Source organism: Arthrobacter ipis, from assembly GCF_014694315.1.
GTDB lineage: Bacteria > Actinomycetota > Actinomycetes > Actinomycetales > Micrococcaceae > Arthrobacter > Arthrobacter ipis.
This window is the reverse complement of record NZ_JAAOXD010000004.1, coordinates 567,059-582,380: the sequence shown is the minus strand read 5'-3', so window position 1 is coordinate 582,380 and position 15,322 is coordinate 567,059. Positions and strand designations below refer to the sequence as shown.

At 67.7% G+C, this 15,322-nt stretch carries 16 protein-coding genes; 8 read left to right on the top strand and 8 right to left on the bottom strand.

The annotated features are described in order from the left end of the window. Positions 1 to 29: 29 nt before the first annotated feature. On the bottom strand, positions 30 to 1,466 hold the full coding sequence (locus G9E11_RS14575; RefSeq protein WP_246468939.1) for a YibE/F family protein: 1,437 nt from the start codon (positions 1,464 to 1,466) through the stop codon (positions 30 to 32). A 110-nt stretch (positions 1,467 to 1,576) separates the two neighbouring features. Between G9E11_RS14575 and G9E11_RS14570 the strand changes: the two genes are divergently transcribed. From G9E11_RS14570 to G9E11_RS14560, 3 genes are read left to right on the top strand one after another with little or no spacing between them, the layout of a single operon-like run. Beyond that, on the top strand, positions 1,577 to 2,338 hold the full coding sequence (locus G9E11_RS14570; RefSeq protein ID WP_190606880.1) for an alpha/beta hydrolase: 762 nt from the start codon (positions 1,577 to 1,579) through the stop codon (positions 2,336 to 2,338). A 10-nt stretch (positions 2,339 to 2,348) separates the two neighbouring features. Further along, positions 2,349 to 3,194, top strand: coding sequence for a DUF1295 domain-containing protein (locus tag G9E11_RS14565; RefSeq protein ID WP_190606878.1), 846 nt, complete (start codon positions 2,349 to 2,351; stop codon positions 3,192 to 3,194). Between the two features lie 16 nt (positions 3,195 to 3,210). Then, positions 3,211 to 4,023 carry a lysophospholipid acyltransferase family protein gene (locus G9E11_RS14560; protein ID WP_190606876.1) on the top strand — a complete coding sequence of 271 codons (813 nt, stop codon included), beginning with the start codon at positions 3,211 to 3,213 and terminating at the stop codon, positions 4,021 to 4,023. A 69-nt stretch (positions 4,024 to 4,092) separates the two neighbouring features. Here G9E11_RS14560 and G9E11_RS14555 read toward each other — a convergent pair whose 3' ends face one another. The 3 genes from G9E11_RS14555 to G9E11_RS14545 all read right to left on the bottom strand — a co-directional run bounded on the left by G9E11_RS14555 (position 4,093) and on the right by G9E11_RS14545 (position 7,643). Beyond that, positions 4,093 to 5,055: a GNAT family N-acetyltransferase gene (locus G9E11_RS14555; RefSeq protein WP_190606874.1), complete on the bottom strand. Its 963-nt coding sequence runs from the start codon at positions 5,053 to 5,055 to the stop codon at positions 4,093 to 4,095. A gap of 2 nt (positions 5,056 to 5,057) precedes the next feature. Further along, complete coding sequence (locus tag G9E11_RS14550) at positions 5,058 to 6,443, bottom strand: glycine--tRNA ligase (RefSeq protein ID WP_190606872.1); 1,386 nt, start codon at positions 6,441 to 6,443, stop codon at positions 5,058 to 5,060. Between the two features lie 195 nt (positions 6,444 to 6,638). After that, a complete protein-coding gene (locus G9E11_RS14545; RefSeq protein ID WP_190606871.1) occupies positions 6,639 to 7,643 on the bottom strand; it encodes a DMT family transporter in 1,005 nt (334 codons plus the stop codon). Between the two features lie 33 nt (positions 7,644 to 7,676). Between G9E11_RS14545 and G9E11_RS14540 the strand changes: the two genes are divergently transcribed. Beyond that, positions 7,677 to 7,910, top strand: coding sequence for an RNA-binding S4 domain-containing protein (locus G9E11_RS14540; RefSeq protein WP_190606869.1), 234 nt, complete (start codon positions 7,677 to 7,679; stop codon positions 7,908 to 7,910). A 23-nt stretch (positions 7,911 to 7,933) separates the two neighbouring features. On the opposite strand, the gene G9E11_RS14535 is transcribed toward G9E11_RS14540, so the two are convergent. Then, a complete protein-coding gene (locus G9E11_RS14535) occupies positions 7,934 to 8,584 on the bottom strand; it encodes an alpha/beta hydrolase (RefSeq protein ID WP_190606867.1) in 651 nt (216 codons plus the stop codon). Positions 8,585 to 8,694: 110 nt separating this feature from the next. Here G9E11_RS14535 and G9E11_RS21540 point away from each other — a divergent pair, with 110 nt between their 5' ends. The 3 genes from G9E11_RS21540 to G9E11_RS14525 all read left to right on the top strand — a co-directional run bounded on the left by G9E11_RS21540 (position 8,695) and on the right by G9E11_RS14525 (position 10,332). Further along, positions 8,695 to 9,039 (top strand): DNA glycosylase AlkZ-like family protein, encoded by a 345-nt coding sequence (locus tag G9E11_RS21540; protein WP_311764374.1) that lies wholly within the window; start codon positions 8,695 to 8,697, stop codon positions 9,037 to 9,039. Further along, positions 8,990 to 9,664, top strand: coding sequence for a DNA glycosylase AlkZ-like family protein (locus G9E11_RS14530; protein WP_311764373.1), 675 nt, complete (start codon positions 8,990 to 8,992; stop codon positions 9,662 to 9,664). The genes G9E11_RS21540 and G9E11_RS14530 overlap by 50 nt, the downstream gene beginning before the upstream one ends. Before the next feature lie 107 nt (positions 9,665 to 9,771). Then, complete coding sequence (locus G9E11_RS14525) at positions 9,772 to 10,332, top strand: hypothetical protein (RefSeq protein ID WP_190606865.1); 561 nt, start codon at positions 9,772 to 9,774, stop codon at positions 10,330 to 10,332. 246 nt (positions 10,333 to 10,578) lie between these two features. On the opposite strand, the gene G9E11_RS14520 is transcribed toward G9E11_RS14525, so the two are convergent. After that, positions 10,579 to 12,063 carry a CoA-acylating methylmalonate-semialdehyde dehydrogenase gene (locus G9E11_RS14520; RefSeq protein WP_190606863.1) on the bottom strand — a complete coding sequence of 495 codons (1,485 nt, stop codon included), beginning with the start codon at positions 12,061 to 12,063 and terminating at the stop codon, positions 10,579 to 10,581. Positions 12,064 to 12,113: 50 nt separating this feature from the next. Then, on the bottom strand, positions 12,114 to 13,016 hold the full coding sequence (mmsB, locus tag G9E11_RS14515; protein WP_190606862.1) for a 3-hydroxyisobutyrate dehydrogenase: 903 nt from the start codon (positions 13,014 to 13,016) through the stop codon (positions 12,114 to 12,116). 113 nt (positions 13,017 to 13,129) lie between these two features. Between mmsB and G9E11_RS14510 the strand changes: the two genes are divergently transcribed. Beyond that, positions 13,130 to 14,062: a LysR family transcriptional regulator gene (locus G9E11_RS14510; protein WP_190606859.1), complete on the top strand. Its 933-nt coding sequence runs from the start codon at positions 13,130 to 13,132 to the stop codon at positions 14,060 to 14,062. 25 nt (positions 14,063 to 14,087) lie between these two features. Here the strand turns inward: G9E11_RS14510 and G9E11_RS14505 are convergent, their stop codons facing one another. Beyond that, on the bottom strand, positions 14,088 to 15,224 hold the full coding sequence (locus G9E11_RS14505; RefSeq protein ID WP_190606857.1) for a zinc-binding dehydrogenase: 1,137 nt from the start codon (positions 15,222 to 15,224) through the stop codon (positions 14,088 to 14,090). Positions 15,225 to 15,322: the final 98 nt, after the last annotated feature.

The window sequence follows — 15,322 nt, the reverse complement described above, 5'->3', positions numbered from 1 at the left end:
AAGTCCGGGCGGGACGGCGACGGCGGCGTTCAGTCCCGCTGCACTGAATCATGCCGGGCAGCACGCCGTCCCCGCCGGGTCGCCGGCGCGTCAGCTTCGGCACGTTCCCGGCCAGCCACCGCCGCGGCGGCCGCGAGCGCGCCGGTGTCGTCGACGTCGTCGGCCGTTATGGCGGCATGGCCGCCCGGGTGGGGATCAGCATCCGACGTGCGGGGCAATACAGCCGACCGGACGCCCGTGGCCTTGACCACCAGCACGGCGATCAGCGTGGTGACCGGAATCGCCAGGACCAGGCCGATGGAGCCGACCAGCGTGCGGATGACCTCCTCGGACAGCTCGGCGCTGGTCAGCGCCTCCCCCAGCGGACGGTTGTAGAGCATCACGATGATGAGGATGGGCAGGGCGGCACCCGCATAGGCGAACGCAATGGTGTACACCGTGGAGGCGATGTGGTCGCGGCCGATCCGCATGGCCGAGGAGAACAGCTTCCGCGCACTCGTGTTGGGCGCGAGTTCGTACAGCTCCCACACCGCGGAGGACTGGGTGATGGTGACGTCGTTCAGCACGCCGAGCCCGGATATGATGAGGCCGCACAGGATGATGCCGGAGATTGAAATGCTGTCCGAGATGTTCACGAGCGTGGCGGCGTCGTGGCTTCCCACGCCGGCGAGGTTGGCCGCGTCGGTGGCCCAGGCCGCGAGCAGGGCGGTGATGCCGAGCCCGAAAATGGTGCCCAGCAGCGCCGTCGAAGTCCGCGCCGAGAATCCGTGCGCGAAGTACAGCACCCCGATCATGATTACCGTCGAGCCCACCAGGGCCAGCAGGAGCGGAGGCTTGCCCTCCACGAGGCCGGGGAGCATGAAGCTGCCCAGCACAAAGTAGGCGCCGATGAGGCCGATCAGGGCGCGCAGCCCCCGCCAGCGCGCCACGGCTACCACCACGACGGCGTAGAGGATGGCCAGCAGGATGATCGGCATGGTGCGGACGAAGTCCACAAAGATGTACGACGGCGACCCCTGGGCCGCCGGGGCATCGGTGCCGGTGGCTGCCGCCTGGGCGTGGGACAGGTTGAGGTAGCGGATGTTGTCGCCCACCTTGACGCCGTGCGACTTGGCGATGTCCGGGTTGATCACCACTTTGACAGGGTTGCCGCCCTTGTCCGGCTCTGTGAATGCGAAGGTGCATTGCGAACCGCCGCCTGTGCTGCCCTGCGCTGGGCCGTCCTGGGCTGCCGTGCCTCCGGCCGCGCTGTCTCCGGCTGACGCCTGCGTGCAGCTCTCGGTGACCACGCGCTGGATCCGCCCGGTGTCGAATGTGACGCCCGGGGCTGCGGCATACGGGTTGGCCAGGGTCAGGCCTTCCTTGCTGCCCGAGGGCCAGAGCGCGGCCATGGCCGCAAGGGTCAGCAGGGTCAGCGGGATCAGCACCGCAGCCAGAATCCTGTTTGCTTTCCTGCGGGCGGCCATCGCTTCAGCGGTTGGCTCCGAATGCCCTGTATGACCGTGGGAGTGACCTGAACCCATCAGCAGCTAAACCTCATGCTTGAACTCTACGGCGGCCGCCATAGGGTTGATAAATGAACGACGAAACGTCGGAGGATGCAGCAGTGAGCCAACACCGAACTGGCAACGAAGCGGTGCTGACGGTTCTGGCCCCGTCCGGTCCCACCCGCGGCGTGGCCCTGGTGCTGCACGGCGGCAAGTCGCGCAGCTTCGAGCCCGTCCAGGCCAGGCACCTGAGCCCGGCGCGGATGGTGCCGTTCGCCCGCCACCTGCACGGTGCCGGCAAAAAGCACGGCCTGGAGGTCTGGATCCTGCGGAACAGCGTGCGCGGCTGGAACGGCGAGGACATGACCCCGCTGAAGGATGCGCGCTGGGCGCTGGCCAAAATCCGCGAGACGCACCCCGGAGCGCCCGTCTACCTGCTGGGGCATTCGATGGGCGGCCTCACCGCCATCTGTGCGGCGGATGAACCGGGCGTGGACGCCGTGGTGGCGCTGGCTCCGTGGCTCGATGACGCCACTCCCGCCTCCGCGGTCGCCGGACGGAAGGTCCTGATCGTTCACGGGAACGAGGACCGGTGGACGAGCCCGGCGGCATCACTGCGGTTCGCGCGGCGGGCGGCTTCGGGAGCGGCGGAGATGAGGTACGTCTCGCTCCGCGGGGCCGGGCACTTCATGTTCCGGAGGGTAGGGCTGTGGCACAGGCTGGCCACCGGGTTCCTGATGAAGGCCTTCCTGGAACGGACTGGGGTTCCCGGGGCAGGGCCCTCTGCGTCTACGGCAGCCCTGGACAGGGTGCTGCCCCCGTCCGGCGAGGCACTGCCGCTAGTTCTGTGAAACATCTTTCATGAGCCCGTTTGCGCTGGAGGCGTTCGTGGCCAGCCTGCCGTGGGCAGCGCTGGGCGTGGTGCTGGTGCTTGCCGTGACGTACGCCGTTGCCATCGGGGCCGGGGCGGCCAGTACCGTGGCCGGCAGTATCGTGGCCGGCGGCCAAGCGCGGCATTCGGTGATGGACGTGGCGTGGGGCCCGGGCTTTGTCGTCATCGCGTTGATCTCCTATGTCCTCTCGGCCGCGGAGGGCGACAGCGGCAGGCGGGTACTCCTGCTGGTTCTGACAGCCATCTGGGGAATCCGGCTCGGCACTCACATCGGCCGCCGGGCGCGCGGCGGCCATGAGGACCCCCGCTACGTGGCGTTGCTCAAAGGAGCACGCGGGTCGCGGAACGCCTACGCCCTCCGCCGCGTCTACCTGCCACAGGGCCTCGTGATGTTCTTCGTCTCGCTGACCATCCAGGTGGGCATGTTCGCCGCCGGTCCGCTCGGGCCTCTCGCCGTGGCTGGTTCGGCAGTATGGCTGACCGGATTCATCTTCGAGTCGGTGGGCGACCGGCAGCTGGAGCAGTTCAAGAAGGATCCTGCCCGCAGGGGAACCGTCCTGAACACCGGGCTGTGGCGCTACACAAGGCACCCCAACTACTTTGGCGACGCCGCCGTCTGGGCCGGCCTGTTCCTCATCGCGGCTGAGTCCTGGCCCGGCGTCCTGACCGTTCTCTCCCCTGCACTGATGATCTGGACGCTGACCGCCAAGACCGGGAAGCCGCTCACGGAGCAGGCCATGTCCGGCCGCCCCGGCTACCGTGCCTACGTGCAGTCCACCAGCGGCTTCATCCCGTGGCCGCCGCGGCGGCACTGAGATCCGGCAGCATCGTATGCCCTGGACCCCGGCCGCCAGCAACCGCTTCTACCGCCTCCTCGTGCGGGCAGGGCTCTTCCTGCGGTGGCTGTTCCGGATCCGCCTGATGGTGACGGGACAGGAAAACCTGCCGGACGGGAAAGCCGGTGCCGTCGTCGCCATCACCCACTTCGGCTACCTGGACTTCGCCGCTGCCGAGCTGGTGTTGTGGCGGCACAACCGCGGGCAACTGCGGTTCATGATCCACCAGGGAGCGGCGGACCACTGGCTCGCGGGTCCATTTATCAGCGCAGCGGGCCAGGTGGTGGTGCCCCGCGGTTCGGGAACTGCGGCGTACGACGACGCCGTGGCCAGGCTCCGTGCCGGCGACTACCTGGCGGTCATGCCGGAGGCCGGCGTCAGCCGCAGCTTCAAGGTCCGCGAGTGCAAGACGGGCGCCGTGCGGATGGCGGCCGAGGCAGGCGTGCCGCTCATTCCGGTCTCCGTCTGGGGTGCCCACCGGATCCTGACCCGCGGCAACGGCCTTCCGCTGCACCGCGTCCGGCGTGCTCCGGTACGGGTGCATATCGGCGAGCCGGTGCGTTTGACTGCGGGCATCGACGCGGAGGCTGAAACGGCGCGGCTCCGCAGGACGCTGCAGGCTGGAGTCGACGCCGCCATCGCCAGCTTTCCCGTGGCGGCGCGGCGCGGCGACTGGTGGATGCCGGCGGACCTCGGCGGCGGTGCCATCTCAGAGGCGGAACGGCGAAGGCTCGATGCCGCCGACCTGGCGAGGGACCGCCGTCGTACTTCCCGAACCACATCGGCCCCGGTACACCCACGTGAGTAGCAGCCCAAGTAGGTATCAGTACAGGGCGTTCCCAGCCCTGAGAACGCCCTGAACTGCTACACAGTTGCGTCAGTCGGAGACGACGAACGTCTCGGAGCCCTGGCGGCGGGCCTTGCCCGCTTCCATCAGCGGCTCGACGACGGTGCGAAGCGCTGTCATCGAATCGTCCACTTCCATGAGCACCGGGTACTGGTATGCGATGAGTGCCAGCAAGTCGCGGACCGCGGCCTGGGCCTCGTCGGCATCCAGCTCCGGCTCATGGCCGAGGAACACATCCGAGGGGTGATCAGAGTTGCCCTGCGCATAGCTGATCGCGAAGGCCTGGATCTTGCCCTTGCGGGTTGCCGGCACGCCTGACCCGAAGGCGCTGGCTTTCGGGGCGCGCAGAACGATCGCGCCATGCGCACCGCTGAGCTCGTCCAGGAACAGCCGCTGCACCGTACCGATGCCCAGTTCACCCGGGCTGTCCCAGCCGTGGACGGACGAGTAGTACCGTCCGACGACGTCGGACAGCTCCACCGAACCGGTGGCCAGGTCCTGGATGCGCTCCGACGCCGCTTCCTCGGAACCGTCGCCGAAGACCGGAAGCTTCAGGGCCGCCGGCTCCACCACGACGAGCCGGGTGTGCTGGATCGGGGTAAGCCCCGCAGCTTCTGCGAAGGCGGCACCGGTGGTGCCCGGCTCCACCTTGCAGCGCAGCCGGGTAACGCCCGACGGCGACCCTTCCGCCTCGCGGCGCAGCATCATGAGCAGCGTGGAACCAATGCCCGATCGGCGGTGGTCCCGGGCCACTTCGACGTACACCCACAGCCGCTCCGGGTGAAGGCTGGCCTCGTGGACCACGCCGGCGGCGACTGGGATGGCCACGCCGTCGACGACGTCCTCGGCCACGATGCAGCGCCGCCACGGCGCGTTGCCCGAGGGCGCGAGGGTGGCGCGGAACTGGCCCGCCTGATCGGTTTCCGGGTCGCCCCAGACCTCAAGCAGCGCGAGGTCGTCGCCCTCGTGCCATTCACGGTATTGGATCGCCACGGCTAGGCGCCGATCAGCCGTGCGGCCAGGTAGCCCTCCACCTTGTCCAGGGACACGCGTTCCTGGCTCATGGTGTCGCGTTCACGGATGGTGACCGCCTGGTCCTCGAGCGTGTCGAAGTCCACGGTGATGCAGAACGGGGTGCCGATCTCATCCTGGCGGCGGTAGCGGCGGCCGATGGCGCCGGCGTCGTCGAAGTCGATGTTCCAGTTCTTGCGCAGCTGGGTGCCCAGGTCCTTGGCCTTCGGGGACAGGTCCTCGTTACGGCTGAGCGGCAGCACAGCAGCCTTGACCGGGGCGAGCCGCGGGTCGAGCTTGAGCACGGTGCGGACGTCCACGCCGCCCTTGGCGTTGGGGGCCTCGTCCTCCGTGTAGGCGTCGATGAGGAACGCCATGAAGGACCGGGTCAGGCCGGCGGCGGGCTCAATAACGTACGGGGTGAAGCGCTCGTTGGTGGCCTGGTTGAAGTAGCTGAGGTCCGTCCCGGAGGCCTTGGCGTGGGTGGAGAGGTCGAAGTCGGTGCGGTTGGCGATGCCTTCCAGCTCGCCCCACTCTGAGCCCTGGAAGCCGAAGCGGTACTCGATGTCGGTGGTGCCCTTGGAGTAGTGGCTCAGCTTTTCCAGCGGGTGTTCAAAGTAGCGCAGGTTTTCCTCGCGGATGCCCAGGCCGGTGTACCAGGACATGCGCTCCTTCATCCAGTACTGGTGCCACTCTTCGTCCGTGCCCGGCTCCACGAAGAATTCCATTTCCATCTGCTCGAACTCACGGGTGCGGAAGATGAAGTTTCCGGGCGTGATTTCGTTGCGGAAGGACTTGCCGATTTGGCCGATGCCGAACGGCGGCTTCTTTCGGGAGGTGGTGAGCACGTTGTTGAAGTTCACGAAGATGCCCTGCGCGGTTTCGGGGCGCAGGTAGTGCAGGCCTTCCTCGCTGGCTACCGGGCCCAGGAAGGTCTTCAGGAGGCCGGAGAACTCCTGCGGCTCCGTCCATTCGCCGCGGGTTCCGCAGTTGGCGCAGGCGATGTCCTTGAGGCCGTTCTCGGCCGGGCGGCCCTTCTTCTCCTCGTATTCCTCTTCGAGGTGGTCGGCGCGGTAGCGCTTGTGGCACGAGAGGCACTCGACGAGCGGGTCGGAGAAAACGTCCACGTGGCCCGAGGCTTCCCACACCTGGCGGGGCAGGATCACGGAGGAGTCCAGGCCCACCACGTCCTCGCGGCCGCGCACCACGGACTGCCACCACTGGCGCTTGATGTTTTCCTTCAGCTCGGCACCGAGGGGTCCGTAGTCCCAAGCGGAACGCGAGCCTCCGTAGATCTCGCCGGCCTGGAAAACGAAGCCTCTCCGCTTGGAAAGGGAAATGACCTGGTCGAGGACGGATTTTGCTGCCATGGGAACTCCAATTTCTACAGGGCCGCTGGGTGCGGTCCGCGGTGTCTGTGGCCCTGGACCGCGGCTGGATGCCGGGCGGGGGCGTGGGAAAGGGAAAACAGTGCAGGAAGCTGCGAGACCTAGCCTACCGGGAGCTGCCTCCGGAAGGCGCCCTCATCTGCGGAAGCCGCGCCGTCACCTCCGAAAGGCACCCCGTCACCTTCGGAACGCGCCCCGGGGCCAGGGCAGGGTGGCCACCACGATGGAAGCGAGGGTCAGCAGGGTTCCCAGGACCGTGGCAGCCTCCACCACGGTGCCCGGCGTCGGCGCCAGCAGGTCCAGGCCGAGCGAGCCCAGCAGCTGGCCGGCGATCATGCCGAGGCCCGTCACCAGCACCCCTAGGCTGCGGACAAGAAGCGCGCCGAGGCCGATGAACACGCAGCCCATGGGCCCGCCGAGGTAGTACCACCATTCCGCCGGCAGCGGGTTGGCCGGCCCGGCGACGGCCACCTTGATGGACCAGGCCACCCACAGCACGCAGGTGCCGGCGATGAAGTTCACCAGAGTGGCAGCGATCGGGGTGCCGTAGTGCACGGTGGCAGTGCCGTTCATGGCCTGCTGGAAGCTCATGAGGAAGCCGGCGAGAACCGGCAGGATGACCGGCAGCAGGAGCGATGCGGGGTCGGCAACCCCGCCGGCCGCCGCGCTTCCTGCCGCGCTCGCCGCGCCGCCGGCGAACCGGGGTGACACCGCCCAGGCGACGGCTGCGATGGTGAGGATGCAGCCGATGACCCGGATGCCGGTCACCGACTTCTTGCCTGCCGGACCGATGCCCAGGCGGTCCACAAGGAGGCCGCTGAGTGTCTGTCCGGTGACGGTTGCCACGGTGAAGAGGGCGATGCCCAGCAGCCCCACGGTGAAGGATTGCGCGAAGACGAAGAACGCACCAATGCCGCCCGCGAGCGCGTAGTACGGCGGGAAGCGGCGTTCACGCAGCGCGGGCAGGATCCGGGCGAGGCCGGCCCGCCCGCGGGGGGCCAGCAGGGACACGACGACCATCACGATCAGCCCGGTGCTGAAACTGACGACGGCGGCGGCGATGCCGTCACCGAGGCGTGCACCCAGGGCCCCGTTAATCCGCCCCTGGACGGGAATGGCAAGGCCGGAGGCCACGGCCATCGGGAGGCCCACGGCAAGGGGCAGCCGGGGTGCATGGGTCATTGGTTTCACCTTACGTCAGGCATCATTACTGGTATGAGCAACCCGGAAATCGAAGAGATCACCATCCGCGACACCATGATCCGCCTGGGCCAGCTCCTGAAGCTTGCCAACCTCGTGGAGGACGGCGTGGAGGCAACGGAGCTGATCAAGAACGGCCTGGTCAAGGTCAACGGTGAGATCGACGACCGTCGTGGCCGGCAGCTTCACAACGGGGACACCGTGACGGTGAACGGCCAGACCGTCCGGGTCAGCGCTCCCCAGGCGTAAAAGCTTGCTTCGCTAAAAGGGGCTTACTTTTTCAACACCTCGTGGGTGAGGAACTCGGACACGTGCCCGATCTCCTGGGCGTTGATGCCGTGCCACATGCCGGTGTAGAGGACCTTGGTCAGCTTCACGTGCTTGCGCACCCAGCCCATCGTGTACTCGATCTTGTCCGGCGTGATGACCGGATCCTGCTGATCCCGGCCCCAGAACAGCGGCACTGTTCCGTCCAGCTCGGCGTCGCGGAACTCGCCGTCGGACTCCGCGTTAACCACAAAGCCTGAAAGTCCGACGACGGCGGCAAAGTCAGTGGGCCGCTGACGCAGCAGCGTGGTGGCCATGGCCATACCCATCGAGAACCCGAGCAGCGTGACGGACGGGTGGCTGGCCTTGACCGTGTCCAGCCAGTCCAGCACGTACGCCGACGCGTCCTTGACGGCGTCTACGGAATATTCGATCGACCCCGTCAGCGGGAACCAGGAAAAGCCCGGCCCCATGGCGATGGGGGCCCGGACCGATGCCACCGTGAACTCGTCCGGGAGCATGTCAGCCAGGCTGAGGAGGTCCTGCTCGTTCGCGCCGTAGCCGTGCAGCAGGACGAGCAGTGGCTTGCCGGCCCTGGCTTCCTCAGGCTTGGACCACAGAACAACGGGGGCAGGAAAGGAGTCGGCTAAAGTCATGGCTCCATTCTTACAGTTACCCGCGGGTTGCAACCTACGGTGGCGTAGTCAGGCGGCGGCGGTACAGGATGGGCTGACTGGACTGGCAAAGGCGAGGAGCAGCGTCGGGCATGGAACCCCATGAGGTGCTGCGGACGCGGCTGGCCGGCCAGCAGCTGAGGGAGCCGCGGGCGGCCACCGCCGAGGAAGCCGTGAAGAACCTGCTGGCCGTACAGGCGCAGGAGTTCCCCTATGCGCGCTGGTCCTTGGCCCAGCGGACCGGCGGCGCGACGGCCGCCGATGTGGAGCAGGCACTCGCCGACGGCCGCATTCTCCGGACCCACATCCTCCGGCCCACGTGGCATTTTGTGCACCGCGATGACCTGCCGTGGCTGCGGGCCCTGGGTGCTGGTGAGCGGCGCGCCCGTGAGAAGTCCCGGCGGCGCACTGCGGCAGACGTATGCGGCGTTCGATGAGCGCGTCGCCGGGGCCGCCCCGGCTGCCGCGCCCTCCCGGGAAGAGTCTTTGGCGGCCCTGACGCTGAGGTACTTCGGAAGCCGGGGGCCTGCCACCGTCCGGGACTGCGCGGACTGGTCGGGACTCACGATGACTGATGTGCGCAAGGGGTTGGCGCTGGCGGACGAGACCGCTCCGGGCGCCATCGTTGCGGCCAGCTTCGACGGCTCTGACTTCTATCTTCGGCCGCCGGAATCCGGAAGGGAGACACTGGGGCACGGCGGCGGGTTGGGGCGGGGCTTGGAACCGGAGCGGGCCGGGGATGGACGGCCGCAGATCGATCTGGTCCAGTGCTACGACGAATACATCATGGGCTATTCGGTCTCTCGGCATTACTTCGGTGGAACCGCGCCCGCCTATCCCTTTGGCGACAACCCCATGCATGTGGTCCTGGCCGACGGAGTGCAGGCCGGCTCCTGGCGGCACTCGCTGGTCCGGCGCGGGTCCGCCGCGCAGCGCTGCGAACTCGACATCCGTCTTTCCCGGCCGCTCGGCCCTGCCGCTGAGCAGGCACTGGCGGTGGCAGTGGCTGACTACGGGGACTTTCTCGAAATGCCGACAGTTCGGATTCCGGCTGGTTCCTGACTTCCACCGCAGCCTTCCGGTGCAGCCGTGCGCTTTCGGCATAAGGACGCCGGGCCCGTTTCCTGACAGGACTAAGCTGGAATGGACACTCACCGGGAGGCTTCACCGTGTTCGACTTATTTTTCTGGATCATCATTCTGGCCGTCCTGATTCCCATGGGCATGCGGATGTACCGGAGGTCAGTCCAACAGCGCAACCAAGGGCCCGGCCTGCCCGGACAGTACCCGGGCCAGTTTCCCAATCAGGGACCCGACCAGTTCGGCAACCAGCCGGGCAGCCCGTTCGGAGGCCCGTTCCAGGGCCGTCCGGACAACCGGCCTCGGGACGGCTACACGCAGCAGGACTACTTCAGCGGCGGGTTGGGATTCCCCCAGCGGGGTGGCCGGGAAGAGCTTCCGCCCCTGAATCAGCCCGGTCCCGGCGGTGCCGGTGCGCCGTCGTGGCAGCAGGGGCAGGTTCCCTATGAGGACAGCCCGGAATACCGCGCCAACCCGCCACAGCAGAATCCGGCCCCTTCCACTGGACCGGCACCTTCGACTCCCCCGCCGCCGTCGGCTCCGCAGGGGTTCCGTGCACGGAAACTGGCTGAACTGGACCAGCAGTACAGCGAAGGCCAGCTCTCCATGGAGGAGTACATGGCCCGGCGCAACGACATCATGAACGGCTAGGCCGAGGTACAGCTCCCGCTGAGCTGGAGTTTTTGGGCCATTATCTGGACAAAAACTCCATTTAGGGCAGGGCGTACGACGGCGGCGCTCGGTTTGGGGCCGCAGGTGGCCGTTCGCACGGGAAGCCGTTCGCACGGGAAAAGGAACAGCCCGCGTGCCGCTGCTTGTGGCTGCGGGACGCGGGCTGAGGCCCGGGACGGTCTTGACCGGCCCAAATCAAGGTTTGATGTAAACCGAGAGTCGAGTTTAGTCGATCTGCGGGAAGCCGAGGTCAATGATCGAGGTGGACGGGTCCGGCCAGCGCGTGGTGACCACCTTGCCCCGGGTGTAGAACCGGATGCTGTCCGGGCCGTACATGTGGGTGTCGCCGAACAGGGAGTTCTTCCAGCCGCCGAATGAGAAGGTGCCCACCGGGACCGGAATCGGCACATTGACGCCCACCATGCCGGCATCGACGTCGAACTCGAACTGCCGTGCGGCGCCGCCGTCGCGCGTGAAGATGGCCGTGCCGTTGCCGAACTCGTTCTCGTTGACCAGCCGGACGGCGTCGCTGTAGGTGTCGACGCGGACGACTGACAGGACCGGGCCGAAGATCTCGTCGTCGTACACCTTCATGCCCGGCTTCACGTGGTCCACCAGGCTGACCCCGATAAAGAAGCCGTCCGAATCGAACTGCTGCGAACGCCCGTCGACGACGACGGTGGCACCTTCGTTTTCCGCTCCCGCCACGTAGGAGGCCACGCGGTCCCGGTGCTCCGCGGTAATCAGCGGACCCATCTGGGAGGCCGGGTCGGTTCCCGGGCCGATCTGGAGGCCAGCCATCCGGCTGGAGATCGCCTGCACCAGGTCGTCGGCGATGTTGCCCACCGCCACCAGGACGCTGACGGCCATGCAGCGTTCGCCCGCCGAACCGTAGGCCGCGGAAACCGCAGCGTCGGCCGCCATGTCCAGGTCGGCGTCGGGCAGCACCACCATGTGGTTCTTCGCGCCGCCCAGGGCCTGGACCCGCTTGCCGTGGTCGGCCGCCCGCTTGTAGATCGACTGCGCGATGGGCGTGGAGCCGACGAAGCTCACGGCTTTCACGTCGGGGTGCTCGAGCAGGACGTCAACGGCTTCCTTGTCCCCCTGGACCACGTTCAGCACGCCGGCGGGCAGCCCCGCTTCGGCAAAAGCCTCGGCGATGAAGATGGCGGCCGACGGATCCTTCTCGCTGGGCTTCAGCAGCACGGTGTTGCCGCAGGCCAGAGCGCTGCCGATCATCCACAGCGGGACCATGGCCGGGAAGTTGAACGGGGTAATGCAGGCCACGACGCCCACCGGCTGGCGCACGGAGTGGACGTCGATGCCGCTGGAAACCTGCTCGGAGCGCTCACCCTTGAGCATGTGGGACAGGCCGGTGGCGAACTCGATGTTTTCCAGGCCGCGGGAAATTTCACCCGCAGCGTCGGAGAGGACCTTGCCGTGCTCGCTCGTGAGAATCGCCGCGAGCTCGGGCTTGCGCTGGTTCAGGATCTCACGCACGCGGAAGAAGATGTTGGTGCGCTTGGCCAGGCTGGTGGCCCGCCACGCGGGCAGCGCGGCCCGGGCGGCCGCGATGGCCTCCTCGGTCCGCGACGCCGAGGCCAGCGCCACCTGCTTCTCCTGCTCGCCGGTGGCGGGGTTGAAGACGGGGCCGAAGCGTTCGGCGTCGCTGACACGGCTGCCGTTGATGAAATGCGGAATCGTTTCCAAGGAACGTCTCTTTTCGTGTTTCAGAGTTGGGGGAAGATGTGGGGACAGGGCTATTTGGCGGAGTTCAGCGAGCCGTCGGCGAGCTTGATGATCATGGAGCAGTCCTTGCCCGCTTCGCCAGCGTCGATGAGCTGCTGGAACAACTGCTGGACGTGCTTGCCGATCTCGAGCGGCGTGCCGGTGTCCTCGGCGGCGCTGATGGCAAGGCCGATGTCCTTGTTGGCCAGTTCGGTGGTGAAGGTGGGCGCAAAGTCGTTGTTGGAGGCGGCGGTAGGGACCACGCCGGGCACCGGGTACCAGGTCCGCAGTGCCCAGGAGTCGCCCGAGGAAACGGACGCGATGTCCCAGAAGACTTGCTTGTCCAGGCCCAGCCGGTCGGCCAGGACGGCGCCCTCGGCGGTGGACGCCAGGTTGATGAAGAGCATCAGGTTGTTGCAGATTTTGGCTGCCTGCCCGGTGGTGGCGCCGCCGGTGGGGATGATGTTGGCTGCCATCGGGCCGATGTAGCCGGTGGCGTCTGCGACGGCGCCCTCCTCGCCGCCCACCATGAAGGTCAGCGTCCCGGCCTTGGCCCCGCTCATGCCCCCGGACACCGGGGCGTCCACAAAGCGGAAGCCGGCGGCAGCGGCGGCGTCGTGCAGGTCCTGGGCGGAGGCAATGTCGATGGTGGAGGAGTCCACCAGCAGCGTGCGGGTGTCGGCATGGGCGAGGACGCCGTCTTCGCCAAGGTAGACCGCGCGGGCGTGCTCACCCTTGGGCAGCATGGTGAACACCACGTCAGCGCCGGCGACGGCCTCGGCAATGCTGCCGGCAGGCTTGACGCCGGCCTGCTCGGCGGCCGCGAGCGCCGCCGTGTTGAGGTCGAAGCCGCGGACATCGTGCCCGGCCTTCGCAAGGTTAGCGGACATAAAACCGCCCATGTTGCCGAGGCCGATCCAGCCGATTACTGCCATGTCGCAAGCTCCTTTGCTTCGGATCCGGCCTCGGAGGCCGGAAGGTCTGTGTCCACCATCACACCCTGCTAGAGTGCAATCAAGGGGAAAAATTACAGACGGTATGTGCACTGATGCACACGGATGAAAGGCTTGCCGTGGACCAGAGGCGGCTTCCGAGCCCGGACGACCTGCTGATCCTGCTGACGGTGGCGCGCCTGGGCAGGTTCAACGCGGTGGCGGAAACGCTGGGCACCACCCACACCACCATCTCCCGCCGGATCCTCGCCCTGGACAGGCAGCTTGGCGGGCGCACTCTCGAACGCAGCCCGCACGGCTGGGAACTGACCCAGCTCGGCGCGGCCGCCGTGGAGGCGGCGGAGGCCATCGAGAACACCCTCGGATCGCTCTCCGGCCTGATCAGCCAGGATCAGAGCGCCCTGTCCGGGCTGGTGCGCGTGGCGACGACGGACGGTGTCGGAGCCGTGTTCGTCACGCCCGCGCTGGTCCGCCTGCAGCAGCAGAACCCGCAGCTGAACATCGAGATGCTGAGCGCCACGCGGAAGGTCAGCCAGAACAGATCCGGCGTGGACCTGGAGATCGTGGTTGGCCGGACCGACGTCAGCAACGCCCAGACCATCTTCCTGAGCAACTACTACCTGCGCCTCTACGCCAGCCCCGGCTACGCCGCGGAGCACGGTCTGCCGGAAACGCTCGACGACGTCGGGCAGCACGGCTTTGTCTCTTACGTTGAGTCTGCGCTCCAGGTGGCGGAGCTGGGTCACCGCTGGTCCTCGCAGCTGCCCATGCCCTCCTCCAGCTTCCAGGCCACGAGTGTGTTCGCTCAGGTGGAGGCGGTGCGGCAAGGCGCAGGCATCGGGCTGCTGCCGAACTTCATGGTGGCCGGGCAGCCGGACTTCGTTCCCGTGCTCGCCGACGACTTCGAGCGCCAGCTCCCCATCTGGGCGGTGGCACGCCCGGAATCCCTCCGCTCGGCCGCGGTGCAGGCCGTCGTCGCGTCACTCAAGGACGAAGTGAAGGCCCGGGCAGAGGTGCTGGCGGGCTGATGCGGCGCAGACCCGCACGCTGCCGTCAGGCCTGGAACAGGCGCCGTACCACCTGCCCCGACGCCAGTGCATCAAGCCCCTCGTTGATCTCGGTGAGCGGCCTGGTGTCGGTGTGCAGCAGCTCCACCGGCAACCTGCCCTCGCGCCAGTAACCCAGGTAGAGCGGGATATCGCGTCCGGGAACGGCGTCGCCCATGTAGGAGCCGAGGAGACGTTTGCCGGCTCCGGCAAACTGCAGGGCGGGCACCGTCAGCTCGGCCGACGGATGGGGCAGGCCTACAGAAACCACTGCGCCGCCCCGCGTCACGTGCCCGAGGCACGCGGCGATCACGCCGGCCGAGCCAACGGCTTCGATGGCGACGTCGACGCCGTCGCCGGCGGCGTCCGTGATGAGACTGGCCGCGTCGTCAGGCGTGCCTACGGCTGTGGCACCGCAATCGAGGGCTAGCTGGTGCTTGCCGGGATTTGGATCGATGGCGATCACACTGCCGGCCCCCGCGAGGGAGGCGGCCATGACAGCGGAAAGGCCCACCGCACCGAGCCCGAAGACGGCCACCGACTGGCCGGCCGTCACAGCGGCCGTATTCAGCACCGATCCCATTCCGGTGAGCACAGCGCAACCAAACATCGCCGCCACGGTGTCCGGGACGTCGTCGTCAATCACCACCACCGATTCCCGGGCCACCACGGCGTAGTCGGCGAAGGCCGAGACGCCCAGGTGGTGGTTGATCCGCTCCCCCGACGGCGTCCGCAGCAGGGCCTCGCCGTGCAGCAGGTCGCCGGAGCCGTTGACCTCCGCCGCCCGGTGGCAGAGCGCAGGACGGCCGGCGCGGCACGCGCGGCAGTCCCCGCAGCTCGGGACGAAAACCAGCACCACGTGGTCATCCACCGACACGTCGGAGACGCCGGCGCCGACGGACACGACGCGGCCCACCGCCTCATGGCCCAGCGCCATGGGAAGGGGCCGGACCCGTGAACCGTCCACCACGGAAAGATCGGAATGGCACAGGCTGGAGTAGGTGATGGCAACGCCCAGCTCACCGGCGCGCGGTTCCGGCCGCTCCAGCTCCTGCACCACCAGGGGCCGTGCGTCCTTGTAGCTGGGCTTCTGCGGCGCGGTATCGGTCTTGGCGACGGTCGAGTAGAGGACTGCAGCTTTCATGGAAATCCTTGGTGTCGGTGAAACGGGCATCTGCCCGGACCGCGTGCATGCGGTCCGGGCAGATGCTGAATGCTCGTAGTTTGAGGCTGCGGGCCTGT